The sequence below is a fragment of the Enterobacter sp. MGH 24 genome (genome assembly GCF_000493015.1).
Classification (GTDB): domain Bacteria; phylum Pseudomonadota; class Gammaproteobacteria; order Enterobacterales; family Enterobacteriaceae; genus Enterobacter.
In genome coordinates, this window is record NZ_KI535657.1 from 2,266,952 (window position 1) to 2,283,137 (window position 16,186).

Here is a 16,186-nt window from a genome sequence, read left to right on the forward strand (position 1 = left end):
CTCCCACAGGGAGAGGGAGAGCATCGTAGGCCGGGTAAGCGTTAGTGCCACCCGGCAGCAATGCCCTTACAGCTTCGCAAACACCTTACGCGCCGCGTCGATGGTGTTATTGATATCTTCTTCGCTGTGCGCCACGGACATAAAGCCCGCTTCGAACGCGGACGGCGCCAGGTACACGCCTTCGTCCAGCATCAGGTGGAAGAAGCGCTTGAAGCGTTCAACGTCGCACTTCACCACGTCCTGATAGCAGGTCACGGTTTTCGCATCGGTGAAGAAAATCCCGAACATGCCGCCCACGTGGTTAACCACCAGCGGAATACCCGCTTCTTCTGCCGCTTCCAGCAGGCCGTTTGCCAGCTGCGTGGTCAGGCCGGTCAGGGTTTCGTGAATGCCAGGCTGAGCCACTTCGGTCAGGCAGGCAAAGCCCGCCGCCATCGCGATAGGATTACCGGAGAGCGTGCCCGCCTGGTAAACCGGGCCGGTTGGTGCCAGGGCTTCCATCACGTCCTTACGCCCGCCGAATGCGCCGACCGGCATGCCGCCGCCGATGATTTTGCCGAGGCAGGTCAGGTCCGGTTCAACGTCGTAGTAAGACTGGGCACCCGCCAGCGCTACGCGGAAGCCGGTCATGACTTCATCAATGATTAACAGTGCGCCGAACTCGTCACACAGGGCACGCAGGCCCGGCAGGAACTCAGGCTGCGGTGGGATGCAGTTCATGTTGCCCGCCACCGGCTCAACGATGATGCAGGCGATCTCCTGCGGATACTGCTCGAACGCCGCGCGAACGGTAGCAAGATCGTTGTAGGTGCAGGTCAGGGTGTGCTTCGCGAAATCTGCCGGTACGCCAGGTGAGTTTGGCTGGCCGAGCGTCAGCGCGCCGGAACCGGCTTTCACCAGCAGGCAGTCCGCATGACCGTGATAACAGCCTTCGAATTTGATGATTTTATCGCGACCCGTAAAACCGCGCGCCAGGCGGATAGCGCTCATGGTGGCTTCGGTACCGGAGTTCACCATGCGCACCATGTCCATGGTGGGCACCAGTTCGGTCACCAGCTCCGCCATTTTCACTTCCATCTCGGTTGGCGCGCCGAAGCTCAGGCCGCGCTGGGCGGCTTCGACTACCGCGTTACGAATCGCCGGGTGGTTGTGCCCCAGCACCATCGGACCCCAGGAACCCACATAATCGATATAGGCTTTGCCATCGACATCATACAGATACGCGCCGTCAGCACGTTCGATAAACAGCGGCGTACCGCCCACGCCGGTGAAGGCGCGCACAGGTGAGTTCACGCCACCCGGAATAAGCTCGCGGGCTGCACTGTAGAGGTTTTCAGACTTGCTCATGGCGTCGTTCCTGGTTCGTATAAAATGATTAAGCCCACTATTCTAAGTGATTCGGGGAAGGTTATGAAATTTTTAGCCGGGTAATGCTTTAAGATTTGTAAAGTAATTTTCAGGAGACGGTAGGGCAGTCTCTGGTAAAATCCTTGCGGTTTTTGTATGACGAATAAGAACAGGACATGAAATCAGATTCTCCGTCTTTTGAAGAACAACAGTTTACGCGCGCCCAGCACCGAATCAGTATCCGGCGGCTGCTCAATCGCGATAAAACGCCGCTGGCGATCCTGCTGGCCGCTGCCGTGGTGGGGACTCTCGCGGGTCTGGTTGGCGTGGCGTTTGAAAAAGCGGTTAATGCCGTACTCAACTGGCGAGTGGGCACCGTGGCCGGTTTCGCCGATAGCGAATGGCTGGTCTGGGTTTGGGCATTCGGACTGTCTGCGCTGTTTGCCATGGTGGGGTATTTTCTGGTGCGTAAATTCGCGCCGGAGGCAGGGGGCTCGGGCATCCCGGAAATTGAAGGTGCGCTGGAGGAGCTGCGTCCGGTGCGCTGGTGGCGGGTGATTCCGGTTAAATTTATCGGCGGCATGGGTACCCTGGGCGCGGGCATGGTGCTTGGCCGGGAAGGGCCCACGGTACAGCTGGGGGGAAACGTCGGCCGCATGGTGGGCGATCTGTTTCGGATGCGAAGCGCCGAAGCGCGCCATACGCTGCTGGCAACCGGCGCGGCGGCGGGGCTTTCCGCCGCATTTAACGCGCCGCTGGCGGGCATTTTGTTCATAATCGAAGAGATGCGCGCGCAGTTTCGCTACAACCTGATCTCGATTAAAGCGGTGTTTACCGGCGTTATTATGTCGAGCATCGTGTTTCGCCTCTTTAATGGCGAGGGCGCGGTCATAGAGGTGGGTAAACTGACCAACGCGCCGGTTAACACCCTGTGGCTTTACCTGATCCTCGGCATGATTTTTGGCGTGGTGGGGCCGCTGTTTAACACCTTTATCCTGCGAACTCAGGATATGTTCCAGCGCATTCACGGCGGGAACACCACGAAATGGGTGCTGATGGGCGGTCTGCTGGGCGGCATGTGTGGCGTACTCGGGTTTATTGAGCCGAATGCCGCAGGCGGCGGGTTCGGGCTGATTCCCATAGCGGCGGCGGGGAATTTCAGCGTGGGTCTGCTGCTGTTTATGTTTATTTCTAGAGTCATCACGACGGTGCTGTGCTTCTCGTCCGGCGCACCCGGCGGGATTTTCGCCCCAATGCTGGCGCTGGGGACATTGCTGGGCACCGCGTTTGGTATGGCGGCTGAAGTGGGGTTTCCCGCCTATCATCTTGACGCCGGGACCTTTGCCGTCGCCGGAATGGGGGCGCTGCTGGCCGCGTCATTGCGTGCGCCGTTGACCGGGATCGTGCTGGTGCTGGAGATGACGGACAATTACCAGCTCATTTTGCCAATGATCATTACCTGTCTCGGGGCGACACTATTAGCCCAGTTCCTGGGTGGAAAACCGCTATACTCCACCATCCTTGCGCGTACCCTGGCAAAACAAGAGGCGGAGCGGGCCGCCGCGCAGAATACTTGAATGAATTACCAGGGTATTAGATAATGACACAAAGAATTGGGTGAATTTTACCCAATAGCAGTATTCATGGGAGCATAAGATGAGTGATGACGTAGTAGCTGTACCGCTCGAATTTACCGAAGCAGCAGCCAACAAAGTGAAAGTCCTGATTGCCGACGAAGACAATCCGGATCTGAAACTGCGTGTCTATATTACCGGTGGCGGCTGCAGCGGCTTCCAGTATGGTTTTACCTTTGACGATCAGGTTAACGATGGCGATATGACTATCGAGAAACAGGGCGTCGCGCTGGTGGTTGACCCGATGAGCCTGCAGTATCTGGTGGGTGGTTCGGTTGATTACACCGAAGGTCTGGAAGGTTCGCGCTTTGTGGTCACTAACCCGAATGCGACAAGCACCTGCGGGTGTGGTTCGTCATTCAGTATTTAAGAGGGTGCGGGCTGATGCCCTCACCCCGGCAAAACGCTAAAAACGGTAACCTGATGGTTACCGTTTTGCATTTACCTGCCATTCTCATCCAGCGCAAACGTCGGCAGCTTCAGGTGCCAGCGTATCGCCGCTAAACGTATCACCAGCGTCACGACCATCCCCAGCATCGCGGCATTTTCCAGCGGTAGGGCAAAGGTGTAGTACGCGGTCGCGTGAACAATCCCGCCCACAATGCAGGCCGTTGCGTAAATTTCAGTACGCAGGATCATCGGCACTTCACGCGCCAGAATATCGCGAATGATCCCACCGCCCACGCCGGTTAATACGCCCATACAGATTGCCACCATCGGACCGGTACCCGCATTAAACGCCTTATTGACGCCAATACCGACAAACACGGCCAGACCAACGGCATCCAGTACCGGCAATATCCATTTGGGTAATCTGCGGGGCTGGCGAACCAGTACGATGGTCAACAGGCAGGTGACCATCGCCACCACCAGATCGGTAGGATCTTTGACCCAAAACACCGGGCCATTTGCCAGCGCCATATCGCGAATAGTCCCGCCGCCGACGGCGGTCACGACGCCCAGTACCAGCACGCCAAACGGATCCATGCGCAGTTTTCCGGCGAGCAGGACGCCGGAGATAGCAAAAACGGCTGTGCCAAGAATATCCAGCCAATAAACGAGCATCGTTAAATCCTCGAAAAGGGTCTTATGTTAGTGACTCTCTGCCAGCGCGGCACAGAGCTGTTTTGCGGCGAGGATAATACGCGGGCTGGCGCGTTCAAACCAGTCGCTGTTGAGGGGTATTACCGGTATTTTTAGCTGCTTTTGCCAGAATTGCTCAATTTTGGGAATTTCGCTCGCATTTCCGACCACGACGATGGCCTGCGGTTGGCGCGCCAGAACCTGCTCACGGCTCACCTGAGGCCACGGCACCCGGCTGGCAGCAAAGATATTTTCCCCGCCGCAGACCTCCAGCACCTGGTTCTGAATCGACCCTTTTCCGGTGGTGAACAGCGGCTGGCTGCCAAACTGCAGGAAGATGCGCTTTTTAACTGGGGTATCGTACCGGGATTTCAGCGCGGCATAGTCGCTTAGCATTTGCTTCGCCACAGCCTCGGCTTTTTTGGGGGTAGGGCTATAGGGTGCCAGGGCGCGCAGCGACTGAGCGACCTGCTCAATGCTGACGGCATCAATCCACATCACTTTTATGCCAAGCGAGGTGAGCTGGTTGACCTGCCGCTCGGCGTTGCCGCCTCGCCAGGCCAGCACGAGATCGGGTTTAAGCGCCACGATGCGCTCAACGTTCATCCCCTGCCAGGTTGCCACCTGTTCAATATCCGCGGCTTGTGGGGGGTAATCCGAATAGCTACTCACGCCAACGGGGGTGATCCCGGCGGCAAATGCCAGTTCCGTATTCGCGGGAGAGAGCGTAATCACACGCGGCACAGCATAGAGCCACAGCGGAGCGAGAAGAAGCAGGGCGGCCAGCGCCCTGACGGTATGTTTAGCCACGTGCCAGATTCTGCACCAGGCGTTCCACCATCACGGTGGACTGTTTTGCCGCAACGGTCAGGAACTCGTCGAAGCTGATGTGGGACTGCTGGTCTGCCACGTCAGAGATGGCGCGAACCACCACGAACGGTACGCTGAAGTTATGGCAAACATGAGCGATCGCGGTCGCTTCCATCTCAACGGCAACCGCCTGAGGGAAGTTATGACGGATTTTCGCCAGCCCAACGGAGCCGTTGATGAAGGCATCGCCGCTGACAATCAGACCGCGTACCGCGTTGAGGTTGAGTTCTGCGATGCAGGTCTCTGCCGCCGCAATCAGTTTGTCGTCAGCTTTAAAACCCGCAGGGCAGCCCGGAAGCTGACCGTACTCGTAACCGAACGCGGTGACGTCGGCATCGTGGTAACGCGCTTCGTCGGAGACAACGATATCACCCACTTTCAGCGTCGGCGCCAGGCCGCCCGCAGAGCCGGTATTCACGATCACGTCCGGCTTGCAGCGCTCGAGCAGCAGGGTTGCACCCAGCGCAGCAGCTACTTTACCGATGCCTGATTTCAGCAGAGCCACGTCAACGCCGTTCAGCTGGCCGGTGTAGATCTCACAACCACCCAGAGAGAGAGTCTGACGGTTCTCAATTTTGTCACGCAGCAGCGTAACTTCTTCTTCCATTGCACCAATAATGCCGATTTTCATAGATTTACTCGCGATGTGCCTTGTTAAGATGCATAGTCTATCATGCGGTTAAGGGGAAACGCATTCTCACGCGGGGGAGCACATGGCACCAATCGATTTTCGCACCAAAATTAACTGGCACCGACGTTTCCGTTCGCCGCAGGGCGACAAGAGCGAGCATGAGATCCTGCGTATCTTCGAGAGCGATCGCGGGAGGATTATTAACTCGCCCGCCATTCGCCGTCTGCAGCAAAAGACCCAGGTATTCCCGCTGGAGCGTAACGCCGCGGTGCGCACCCGCTTAACGCACTCCATGGAAGTGCAGCAGGTCGGGCGCTATATTGCCAAAGAGATTTTAAGCCGTCTCAAAGAGCAGCGTTTACTGGAAACCTACGGTCTGGACGAACTGACGGGGCCCTTCGAGAGCATCGTTGAGATGGCCTGCCTGATGCATGACATCGGCAACCCGCCTTTCGGTCACTTTGGTGAGGCGGCTATCAATGACTGGTTTAAGCAGCGGCTTTATCCTTCGGATGCGGTAAGCCAGCCCCTCAGCGATGACCGCTGCATCGTACGCGATTTACGCCTGCGTGAAGGTGAAGAGCGGCTGAACGACCTGCGCCGCAAAGTGCGCCAGGATTTGTGTCACTTCGAAGGCAACGCGCAGGGGATCCGGCTGGTCCATTCCCTGATGCGCATGAACCTGACCTGGGCACAGGTCGGCTGCATTCTGAAATATACGCGCCCCGCGTGGTGGATGGGGGATACGCCTGCGTCCCACAGCTATTTAATGAAAAAACCGGGCTATTACCTTTCTGAAGAGGCCTATATTGAACGGTTACGTAAAGAACTTTCATTGACGCCAAACGGCCGCTTCCCATTGACCTGGATTATGGAAGCCGCCGATGATATTTCCTATTGCGTAGCCGATCTGGAAGATGCCGTTGAGAAAAGAATCTTCAGCGTCGAGGAGCTTTATCAGCATCTTTATGCTGCCTGGGGGACGCATGAAAAAGGCTCGCTGTTTGCGCAGGTTGTCGAAAATGCCTGGGAAAAATCGCGCTCAAATACGTTAAGCCGCAGTACGGAAGACCAGTTCTTTATGTATTTGCGGGTCAATACATTAAATAAACTGGTGCCGTATGCGGCGTCGCGCTTTATTGATAATTTACCGCTCATCTTCAGCGGGGAATTCAACCACGCGCTGCTGGAAGATGACAGCAGTTTTAGTCAACTCCTTGAGCTTTATAAACAGGTGGCGATGCGGCATGTATTTAGCCATCCGGATGTTGAGCAGCTGGAACTGCAGGGCTATCGGGTAATCAGTGGGTTACTGGAAATTTATTCCCCGTTGCTCCAGCTGTCGGTCGACGAGTTCAGCGAGCTGGTGGAACACGAGCGCGTGCGCCGAATACCTATCGAATCGCGGCTTTATCAGAAACTCTCTACCCGGCATCGTCTGGCGTATGTCGAAGCGATTGGCAAGCTGGATCGCCACGCTTCCCAATGGCCGGTGATGGAATATTATTATCGCTGCCGTCTTATCCAGGACTATATCAGCGGCATGACGGATTTGTATGCCTGGGATGAATACCGCAAGCTGATGGCGGTGGAATAATCCCGGAGTTTTGTAAAGACGGCCAATAAATTTTTACCTTTTCCATAAACTTATCACCGGAACTAAGCGGTATAAAACGAATCTGAGTTACACAGCAATTTTGCGTTACCTGTAAATCGAGATTGAGAAACATGAAAAAAACCACATTAGCAATGAGTGCACTGGCTCTGAGTTTAGGTTTAGCGCTGTCTCCTCTGACTGCTACTGCAGCCGAGACCGCGTCGTCGGCAGCAACCGCGCAGCAGATGCCAAGCCTGGCACCGATGCTCGAAAAAGTGATGCCATCGGTGGTGAGTATTAACGTTGAGGGCAGCACGACCGTCAATACGCCGCGTATGCCGCGTAACTTCCAGCAGTTCTTCGGTGATAACTCGCCGTTCTGCCAGGACGGTTCGCCATTCCAGAGTTCACCGTTCTGTCAGGGCGGCGGTGCCGGGGATGACAGCCAGGGCGGCGGCCAGCAGCAGAAATTCATGGCGCTTGGCTCGGGGGTAATTATTGATGCGGCGAAAGGCTACGTCGTCACTAACAACCACGTTGTCGATAACGCGAACAGCATTAAGGTTCAGCTGAGCGATGGCCGCAAGTTTGACGCCAAAGTGGTGGGTAAAGACCCGCGCTCCGACATTGCGCTGATCCAGATTCAGGATCCGAAAAACCTGACGGCGATTAAAATTGCCGACTCTGACGCGCTGCGCGTGGGCGACTATACCGTGGCGATCGGTAACCCGTTCGGTCTGGGTGAAACCGTGACATCCGGTATCGTCTCTGCGCTGGGCCGTAGCGGCCTCAATGCCGAGAACTACGAAAACTTCATCCAGACGGATGCGGCGATCAACCGCGGTAACTCCGGCGGTGCGCTGGTGAACCTGAACGGTGAGCTGATCGGTATCAACACCGCTATCCTGGCACCGGACGGCGGCAACATCGGTATCGGTTTTGCTATCCCGAGTAACATGGTGAAAAACCTCACCTCGCAGATGGTGCAGTATGGCCAGGTGAAACGCGGCGAGCTGGGTATCCTCGGTACGGAGCTGAACTCCGAACTGGCTAAGGCGATGAAAGTTGACGCCCAGCGCGGGGCATTCGTGAGCCAGGTGATGCCGAATTCCTCTGCGGCGAAAGCGGGCATTAAAGCGGGGGATGTGATCACCTCCCTGAACGGTAAACCGATCAGCAGCTTTGCTGCCCTGCGTGCCGAAGTGGGCTCGATGCCGATTGGCAGTAAAGTGACCCTCGGCCTGCTGCGCGACGGTAAGCCGGTTAACGTGAGCCTGGAGCTGCAGCAGAGCAGCCAGAATCAGGTGGATTCCAGCACCATCTTCAGCGGTATTGAAGGTGCCGAGATGAGCAATAAAGGCGCAGACAAAGGCGTGGTGGTGAACAACGTGAAAGCGAATTCACCGGCAGCCCGTATCGGCCTGAAAAAAGGCGATGTGATCATGGGCGCTAACCAGCAGCCGGTGAAAAATATCGCTGAACTGCGCAAAATTCTCGACAGCAAGCCTTCCGTGCTGGCGCTGAATATCCAGCGTGGTGATACCTCTCTTTATCTGCTGATGCAGTAATCCTCTGAAGCCCCTGTTCGCAGGGGCTTTCTCGTTTCTGTGATTCTTGCCACAACTCCATACTTCTCCCTCTCTCTTTGTGCATTCGCACAATGCAGCCGTCGCTGAACTTCCCTATGCTTGAGCTCTGCTCACAGGAGGGTTACATGGCTGGCTGGCATCTTGATACCAAAATGGCGCAGGATATCGTGGCGCGCACCATGCGCATCATTGATACCAATATCAACGTAATGGATGCCCGGGGGCGCATTATTGGCAGCGGCGATCGCGAGCGTATTGGGGAATTGCACGAAGGTGCGCTGCTGGTGCTTTCTCAGGGGCGGGTCGTGGATATCGACGATGCGGTAGCGAAACACCTGCACGGCGTACGCCAGGGCATTAATTTACCGCTGCGCCTTGAAGGCGAAATTGTGGGGGTAATCGGCCTCACCGGCGAGCCCGAGTCACTGCGAAAATACGGTGAACTGGTCTGTATGACGGCAGAGATGATGCTGGAGCAGTCGCGTCTGATGCACCTGCTTGCCCAGGACAGCCGCCTGCGTGAAGAGCTGGTGATGAACCTTATTCAGGCGGAAGAGCATACGCCGGCGCTCAGCGAATGGGCGCAGCGTCTGGGGATTGATCTCAACCAGCCGCGCGTGGTGGCGGTCATTGAGGTCGATAGCGGCCAGCTTGGCGTAGACAGCGCGATGGCCGAACTGCAGCAGCTGCAAAATGCGCTGGCGACGCCGGAGCGCGATAACCTGGTGGCGATCGTTTCTTTGACGGAAATGGTGGTGCTCAAACCGGCGCTTAACGCGTTCGGCCGCTGGGATGCGGAAGATCATCGTCGTCGCGTGGAGCTGTTGATCTCCCGGATGAAGGAGAATGGTCAGCTGCGTTTTCGCGTTGCGCTCGGCAACTATTTTACCGGGCCGGGCAGTATCGCTCGCTCCTGGCGTACCGCGCGCACCACCATGATGGTGGGCAAGCAGCGGATGCCGGAGAGCCGCAGCTATTTCTATCAGGATCTGATGCTGCCGGTGCTGCTCGACAGCCTGCGCGGGGGCTGGCAGGCCAATGAGCTGGCGCGGCCATTAGCGCGTCTGAAAGCCATGGATAATAACGGCCTGCTGCGCCGGACGCTGCAGGCGTGGTTCCGCCATAACGTGCAGCCGCTGGCGACCTCTAAGGCGCTGTTTATTCACCGCAATACGCTGGAGTATCGGTTAAACCGGATTTCCGAGCTGACGGGGCTGGACCTGGGAAACTTTGACGACAGGCTGCTGCTGTATGTGGCGCTGCAGCTGGATGAGCAGAGATGATGTTGTTTGCCGGGTGGCGGCTTCGCCTTACCCGGCCTACATGATGATTTTCTCCCTCTCCCTGTGGGAGAGGGCCGGGGTGAGGGCATCAGGCCGCACCCAACTTATTTGTTGCGAGTTAATTTCTCAAGATCCGCTTCAATCTCGCTGATCTTATTCGTTACAACGCTTTCAAGGTGACGCAGATCGTCAAGGATCTTACGTTTAAGATCGACTTCGGTGCGGTCGCGCTGGCAGATCTGATCGAGTTCATCGATCACATAGCGCAGGTTAGGGCTGATTTCCTGTACTTCTTTGTATCCCTGTCCTACACCGTCAGCAACAACGGTCTTACGCTGGCGTGGATATTTAAACTTCACGCTTTTGGCGAAAAACTCCCCTTTGTCCTTGTGAAAATAGATTTTCAGAATATCGTTATTGGCTTCCTGACGGAGGCTGTAACGATCAATTTCATCAGGATTGGTAATGCCCAGACTTTTCAGATTATCGTACATAGCGGTACCCTTGATCTCAACATAACCTTTGAATAATTAACGAAAAAATCTATTTTCGCCACCCTCAGATATAAAAAAAGCGGGGTTGCCCCCGCTTTTTGTTATACCCGATTAATCGATGGTGCGCAGCAATTCGTTGATGCCCACTTTACCGCGCGTTTTCGCATCCACTTTCTTCACGATAACCGCACAGTACAGGCTGTATTTGCCATCTTTTGACGGCAGGTTGCCGGAAACCACCACGGAGCCCGCCGGCACGCGACCGTAGTGAACTTCGCCGGTTTCACGGTCGTAAATACGGGTGCTCTGACCGATGTAAACGCCCATGGAGATCACGGAACCTTCTTCAACGATCACGCCTTCGACTACTTCAGAGCGCGCTCCGATGAAGCAGTTGTCTTCGATGATGGTCGGGTTAGCCTGCAGTGGCTCCAGAACGCCACCGATGCCCACGCCGCCGGACAGGTGAACGTTTTTACCGATCTGCGCGCATGAACCGACAGTCGCCCAGGTGTCAACCATGGTGCCTTCGTCAACGTAGGCACCGATGTTCACGTAGGATGGCATCAGCACGGTGTTGCGTGCGATGAATGCGCCCTGACGTACTGCCGCAGGCGGTACCACGCGGAACCCTTCTTTCTGGAAACGCGCTTCGTCGTAGTCAGCGAATTTCATAGGGACTTTATCGAAGTAGCGGCTTTCAGCTCCGTCGATAACCTGGTTATCGTTGATACGGAAAGAGAGCAGCACGGCTTTCTTCAGCCATTGATGAGTGACCCACTGACCGTCGATTTTTTCTGCCACGCGCAGCGCGCCGGAATCCAGAAGGGAAATCACCTGGTTTACCGCTTCACGGGTCACGGTATCCACATTTGCCGGGGTAATCTCGGCGCGACGCTCAAAAGCGGACTCAATAACGTTCTGTAACTGCTGCATTGTTTACTCTTTCCATTTCACTAAAAAACATATCACCCTTTATCGTTTGGATTGAGGGCTGCTGTCAACCGTTGTTGCACTTCAAGCTGCAGGTCATTATTAAGGGCACGCCGGTCCGCTGTCGCGATTATAAATAAATCTTCTACTCGCTCGCCAATCGTTGTAATTCGGGCCCCATGGAGCGAAATTCCCAGATCGGCAAAAACCTGGCCGACGCGGGCGAGCAGCCCCGGCTGGTCGAGCGCGATCAGCTCCAGGAACGATTTACGGTCGGTGTGGGTCGGCAGGAAATTGACCTCGGTATCGACGGTAAAGTGGCGCAATTTCGCCGGCTGGCGACGCGGCTGCGGGGGTTGCCAGCTGCGCTGGGTAATCGCCTGTTCCAGACCAAAACGTATCCCTTCATGCCTGTCCGACGAGAGCGGGCTGCCGTCCGGCTCAAGCACGATAAAGGTGTCCATCGCCATGCCGTCGCGGGTGGTGAAAATCTGCGCGTCGTGAACGCTCAGGTTACGCCTGTCCAGCTCGGCGCAGACCGCAGCAAACAGATAAGGCCGGTCCGGGCTCCAGATGAAAATCTCCGTCCCGCCGCGGGTAGCCTGCGGGCTCAGGAGGATCATCGGCTGGGACAGATCGTGCTTCAGCAGGTGCCGCGCGTGCCACGCAAGCTGGTTTGGGCTATGGCGGACAAAATAGTTGGCACGGCAGCGGGCCCAAATCTGATGCAGTGCCTCTTCATCAATGTTGTCCATCCGCAGCAGCGCCAGCGCCTGGAGCTGGTGATGACGCACGCGCTCGCGCATGTCCGGGGTGTTTTGCATCCCACGACGCAGCTGTTTTTCGGTGGCGAAGTACAGCTCGCGCAGCAGGCTCTGCTTCCAGCTGTTCCACAGCGTTTCGTTGGTGGCGCAGATATCGGCCACCGTCAGGCAGACCAGATAGCGCAGACGGTTTTCCGTCTGAACCACTTCCGCGAACTGCTTGATCACTTCAGGATCCTGAATGTCACGACGCTGGGCGGTGACCGACATCAGCAGGTGATGGCGTACCAGCCAGGCCACCAGCTGCGTTTCACGCGAGTTCAGGCCGTGCAGCTCGGCAAATTTTAGCACGTCCTGCGCGCCCAGCACCGAATGGTCACCGCCGCGACCTTTGGCGATATCGTGGAACAGAGCGGCAATCAGGATCAGTTCCGGATGGGTCAGGCGCGGCCACAGCTCCACGCACAGCGGGTGGCGGGAGCGCGTCTCTTCTTTCGCAAAGCTTTCCAGCTTGAGCATCACGCGGATCGTGTGTTCATCCACCGTATAGGCGTGGAACAGATCGAACTGCATTTGCCCGACAATGTGGGACCACTGTGGCATATAGGCCCACAGCACGCTGTGGCGGTGCATCGGCAGCAGCCCGCGGCTGACGGCGCCCGGGTGGCGGAGCATGCTCAGGAACAACGAGCGCGCTTCCGGGATATAGCACAGCGGCTGCGTCAGATGACGGCGCGCATGGCGCAGATGGCGCAGGGTGGTGGAGTAGATCCCGGTGATGGTGCTGTTGCGCACCATGGTATAGAACATCCGCAGAATCGCTTCCGGCTCGCGGATGAACAGCGTTTCGTCGCGCAGATCGATAAGCGTCCCGCGCAGCTGGAACTCATCATCAATCGGGCGCGGTTTCTCGTCCGCCGTCAGGGCCAGAATGGCCTCGTCGAACAGCTGCAGCAGCATCTGGTTCAGCTCGGTCACCCGGCGGGTGACGCGGAAGAAATCCTTCATCATGTGCTCAACCGGCTCGTTGCCTTCGCCCTGATAATTTAGGCGCTGGGCCACGCTGAGCTGGCGATCAAACAGCAGGCGGTTGTCGTAGCGGGTGACTTCCAGATGCAGGGCAAACCGGATGCGCCACAGCAGGTGCAGGCACTCGTTCAGCTCGTTACGCTCTGCCTCGGTTAAGAAGCCGAAGCCGACCATCTCGTCCATCGAGGTGGCGCCAAAATGGCGGCGGGCGACCCACTGCAGGGTGTGGATGTCGCGCAGGCCGCCGGGGCTGCTTTTAATATCGGGCTCAAGATTATAGCTGGTGCCGTGGTAGCGCTGGTGGCGCTGGTTTTGCTCCTCGACCTTCGCGGCGAAGAACTTTTCTGACGGCCAGAAGCCGTCGCTGAAGATGTGCTTTTGCAGCTCCAGAAACAGGGCGACGTCGCCAATCAGCAGGCGGGTTTCAATCAGGTTAGTGGCAACGGTCAGGTCCGATAACCCTTCCAGCAGACACTCTTCCAGGGTGCGCACGCTGTGGCCGACTTCCAGCTTCACGTCCCAGAGCAGCGTCAGCAGTTCGCCAATTTTTTGCGCCTGTTCGTCCGGCAGCTTTTTGCGGCTTAAGATCAGCAGATCGATATCGGAAAGCGGATGCAGCTCACCGCGGCCATAGCCCCCGACGGCAACCAGCGCAACATCGCTGACTTGCCCAAACCCGTAATCAATCCACAGACGCTGCAGCAACTGGTCGATAAATTCGGTGCGCGCTTCAATGAGCTGCTCGGCCGATACGCCCGCGTCGAACGCGCTGCCCAGCCAGCGATGGAAGACATCCATATGGGCTTTAATATGCGCGCAGGTCAGCTCGTGCGACGGCCAGACGCCCGGGTTATCGGGCTGGTCGGGAAGGGTGGGAAGTGCTGTGTTAGCATACTGTTCGGGTAAGAGATTACTCATCGTGCGCCACCCATAAGAAAAAGCTATAGCCATTAAAAAAGCCGGCATTCGCCGGCTTTTTTATCATTCATCGTGCGTCAGTATCGCCGGGATGGTGTCATCCTTGCGCAACGTCATAATTTCGCAGCCGTTGTCTGTTACCACAATAGTATGCTCGTACTGCGCAGACAAGCTTCTGTCTTTGGTTTTCACCGTCCAGCCGTCTTTCATGGTGCGGATGCGGTAATCACCTGCGTTGACCATCGGCTCAATGGTAAAGGTCATGCCTTTTTGCAGCACCACGCCGCCGTCATCGGCATCATAGTGCAGGACCTGCGGCTCTTCATGGAAGACGCGACCAATGCCGTGGCCGCAGTACTCGCGCACCACGGAGAAACCTTCTGCTTCCACAAATTTCTGGATTGCTGCACCGATGGTACGCAGGCGAATACCCGGTTTAACCATTTTCAGCGCCAGATAGAGACTCTCTTGCGTCACTTTGCACAGACGCTCGCCAAGAATCGTCGGCTTGCCAACGATGAACATTTTTGAGGTGTCACCGTGGTACTCGTCTTTAATGACGGTCACGTCGATGTTGACGATGTCGCCATCTTTCAGCAGTTTTTCGTCGTCCGGGATGCCGTGACACACCACTTCATTAATAGAGATGCAGACGGATTTCGGGAAACCGTGGTAGCCGAGGCAGGCGGAAACCGCGTGCTGCTCGTTCACGATATAGTCGTTACAGATACGGTCAAGTTCACCGGTGCTAACGCCCGGCTTCACGAACGGCTCAATCATTTCCAGCACTTCCGCGGCCAGACGACCGGCGACGCGCATCTTTTCAATTTCTTCAGGTGTCTTAATAGAGATAGCCATGTAATCTGTCCATCGGTGTCGATTTTTTCGACAATACTAGTCTAAGTGTCGTCAATGGTATCAGTCAGGCACACCCCGTGCCAAATTGAGAATCATTAACAGCACACTCCGCCAACAACTGTTGGTTTCTGGTCGTGTTTTGTGGTATAAAGCGCGCCGGACTTCCGATCCATCTCAGATACACAGGCTGGACGGAAGCGACAAATCTCACTTTGTGTAACAACACACACGTATCGGCACATATTCCGGGGTGCCCTTCGGGGTCGGTAATATGGGATACGTGGAGGCATAACCCCAACTTTCAATATAGAGGTTTTAAACATGGCAACTGTTTCCATGCGCGACATGCTCAAGGCTGGTGTTCACTTCGGTCACCAGACCCGTTACTGGAACCCGAAAATGAAGCCTTTCATCTTCGGCGCGCGTAACAAAGTTCACATCATCAACCTTGAGAAAACTGTACCAATGTTCAACGAAGCCCTGGCTGAGCTGAACAAGATCTCTTCCCGTAAAGGTAAGATTCTGTTCGTTGGTACTAAGCGCGCTGCAAGCGAAGCTGTGAAAGATGCTGCTAACAGCTGCGACCAGTTCTTCGTGAACCATCGCTGGTTGGGCGGCATGCTGACCAACTGGAAAACTGTTCGTCAGTCCATCAAACGCCTGAAAGATCTGGAAACCCAGTCTCAGGACGGTACTTTCGACAAGCTGACTAAGAAAGAAGCGCTGATGCGCACTCGTGAACTGGACAAGCTGGAAAACAGCCTGGGCGGTATCAAAGATATGGGCGGCCTGCCAGACGCGCTGTTCGTAATCGATGCAGACCACGAGCACATCGCTATCAAAGAAGCTAACAACCTGGGTATCCCGGTATTCGCTATCGTTGATACCAACTCCGATCCGGACGGTGTTGACTTCGTTATCCCGGGTAACGACGACGCAATCCGTGCTGTTAGCCTGTACCTGAGCGCTGTAGCTGCTACCGTTCGTGAAGGCCGTTCCCAGGATCTGGCTTCTCAGGCGGAAGAAAGCTTCGTAGAAGCTGAATAATAAGGTTTTACCCCTTATTAGTACCGTGTATGAATAGGGGCCCATTACCGGCCCCTTTTTTCAATTTACACTGTTTGGCCCCCGGCCGGGCAGTTCACATCTCCCGAGG

14 protein-coding genes are annotated in these 16,186 nt (G+C 56.1%); 6 read left to right on the plus strand and 8 right to left on the minus strand.

Annotation, left to right across the window (positions count from 1 at the left end; translation table 11 throughout):
* Nucleotides 1–66: 66 nt before the first annotated feature.
* Nucleotides 67–1,347: a glutamate-1-semialdehyde 2,1-aminomutase gene (gene hemL / locus L370_RS11175; protein WP_023334564.1), complete on the minus strand. Its 1,281-nt coding sequence runs from the start codon at nt 1,345–1,347 to the stop codon at nt 67–69.
* Between the two features lie 176 nt (nt 1,348–1,523).
* Here hemL and clcA point away from each other — a divergent pair, with 176 nt between their 5' ends.
* Both clcA and erpA read left to right on the plus strand, forming a co-directional pair.
* On the plus strand, nt 1,524–2,924 hold the full coding sequence (gene clcA / locus L370_RS11170; RefSeq protein WP_023334565.1) for a H(+)/Cl(-) exchange transporter ClcA: 1,401 nt from the start codon (nt 1,524–1,526) through the stop codon (nt 2,922–2,924).
* Nucleotides 2,925–3,003: 79 nt separating this feature from the next.
* The gene (gene erpA, locus L370_RS11165) at nt 3,004–3,351 is read left to right on the plus strand and encodes an iron-sulfur cluster insertion protein ErpA (protein ID WP_023310446.1); all 348 of its coding nucleotides are present in this window, start codon (nt 3,004–3,006) and stop codon (nt 3,349–3,351) included.
* Nucleotides 3,352–3,422: 71 nt separating this feature from the next.
* Here erpA and L370_RS11160 read toward each other — a convergent pair whose 3' ends face one another.
* Genes L370_RS11160 through mtnN form a run of 3 tightly spaced genes read right to left on the minus strand, consistent with a single transcriptional unit; the run spans nt 3,423 to nt 5,565 of the window.
* Nucleotides 3,423–4,046, minus strand: coding sequence for a TRIC cation channel family protein (locus L370_RS11160; RefSeq protein WP_023334566.1), 624 nt, complete (start codon nt 4,044–4,046; stop codon nt 3,423–3,425).
* A gap of 27 nt (nt 4,047–4,073) precedes the next feature.
* A complete protein-coding gene (btuF, locus tag L370_RS11155; protein WP_023334567.1) occupies nt 4,074–4,874 on the minus strand; it encodes a vitamin B12 ABC transporter substrate-binding protein BtuF in 801 nt (266 codons plus the stop codon).
* Nucleotides 4,867–5,565 carry a 5'-methylthioadenosine/S-adenosylhomocysteine nucleosidase gene (gene mtnN, locus L370_RS11150; protein WP_014882620.1) on the minus strand — a complete coding sequence of 233 codons (699 nt, stop codon included), beginning with the start codon at nt 5,563–5,565 and terminating at the stop codon, nt 4,867–4,869. The genes btuF and mtnN overlap by 8 nt, the downstream gene beginning before the upstream one ends.
* A gap of 82 nt (nt 5,566–5,647) precedes the next feature.
* Here mtnN and dgt point away from each other — a divergent pair, with 82 nt between their 5' ends.
* From dgt to cdaR, 3 genes are all read left to right on the plus strand, one after another.
* The gene (gene dgt, locus L370_RS11145) at nt 5,648–7,162 is read left to right on the plus strand and encodes a dGTPase (protein WP_023334568.1); all 1,515 of its coding nucleotides are present in this window, start codon (nt 5,648–5,650) and stop codon (nt 7,160–7,162) included.
* 131 nt (nt 7,163–7,293) lie between these two features.
* A complete protein-coding gene (gene degP / locus L370_RS11140) occupies nt 7,294–8,730 on the plus strand; it encodes a serine endoprotease DegP (RefSeq protein WP_023334569.1) in 1,437 nt (478 codons plus the stop codon).
* Nucleotides 8,731–8,876: 146 nt separating this feature from the next.
* Nucleotides 8,877–10,034 carry a DNA-binding transcriptional regulator CdaR gene (gene cdaR, locus L370_RS11135; RefSeq protein WP_023334570.1) on the plus strand — a complete coding sequence of 386 codons (1,158 nt, stop codon included), beginning with the start codon at nt 8,877–8,879 and terminating at the stop codon, nt 10,032–10,034.
* A gap of 104 nt (nt 10,035–10,138) precedes the next feature.
* On the opposite strand, the gene L370_RS11130 is transcribed toward cdaR, so the two are convergent.
* The 4 genes from L370_RS11130 to map all read right to left on the minus strand — a co-directional run bounded on the left by L370_RS11130 (nt 10,139) and on the right by map (nt 15,030).
* Nucleotides 10,139–10,528 carry a DUF3461 family protein gene (locus L370_RS11130; RefSeq protein ID WP_008501916.1) on the minus strand — a complete coding sequence of 130 codons (390 nt, stop codon included), beginning with the start codon at nt 10,526–10,528 and terminating at the stop codon, nt 10,139–10,141.
* Between the two features lie 111 nt (nt 10,529–10,639).
* Nucleotides 10,640–11,464, minus strand: a complete 825-nt coding sequence (gene dapD / locus L370_RS11125; RefSeq protein ID WP_008501915.1) for a 2,3,4,5-tetrahydropyridine-2,6-dicarboxylate N-succinyltransferase — start codon at nt 11,462–11,464, stop codon at nt 10,640–10,642.
* Nucleotides 11,465–11,496: 32 nt separating this feature from the next.
* Nucleotides 11,497–14,172 (minus strand): bifunctional uridylyltransferase/uridylyl-removing protein GlnD, encoded by a 2,676-nt coding sequence (glnD, locus tag L370_RS11120; RefSeq protein ID WP_023334571.1) that lies wholly within the window; start codon nt 14,170–14,172, stop codon nt 11,497–11,499.
* A gap of 63 nt (nt 14,173–14,235) precedes the next feature.
* The gene (map, locus tag L370_RS11115; protein WP_023310454.1) at nt 14,236–15,030 is read right to left on the minus strand and encodes a type I methionyl aminopeptidase; all 795 of its coding nucleotides are present in this window, start codon (nt 15,028–15,030) and stop codon (nt 14,236–14,238) included.
* A gap of 321 nt (nt 15,031–15,351) precedes the next feature.
* Between map and rpsB the strand changes: the two genes are divergently transcribed.
* The gene (rpsB, locus tag L370_RS11110; protein WP_003856207.1) at nt 15,352–16,077 is read left to right on the plus strand and encodes a 30S ribosomal protein S2; all 726 of its coding nucleotides are present in this window, start codon (nt 15,352–15,354) and stop codon (nt 16,075–16,077) included.
* Nucleotides 16,078–16,186 lie beyond the last annotated feature (109 nt).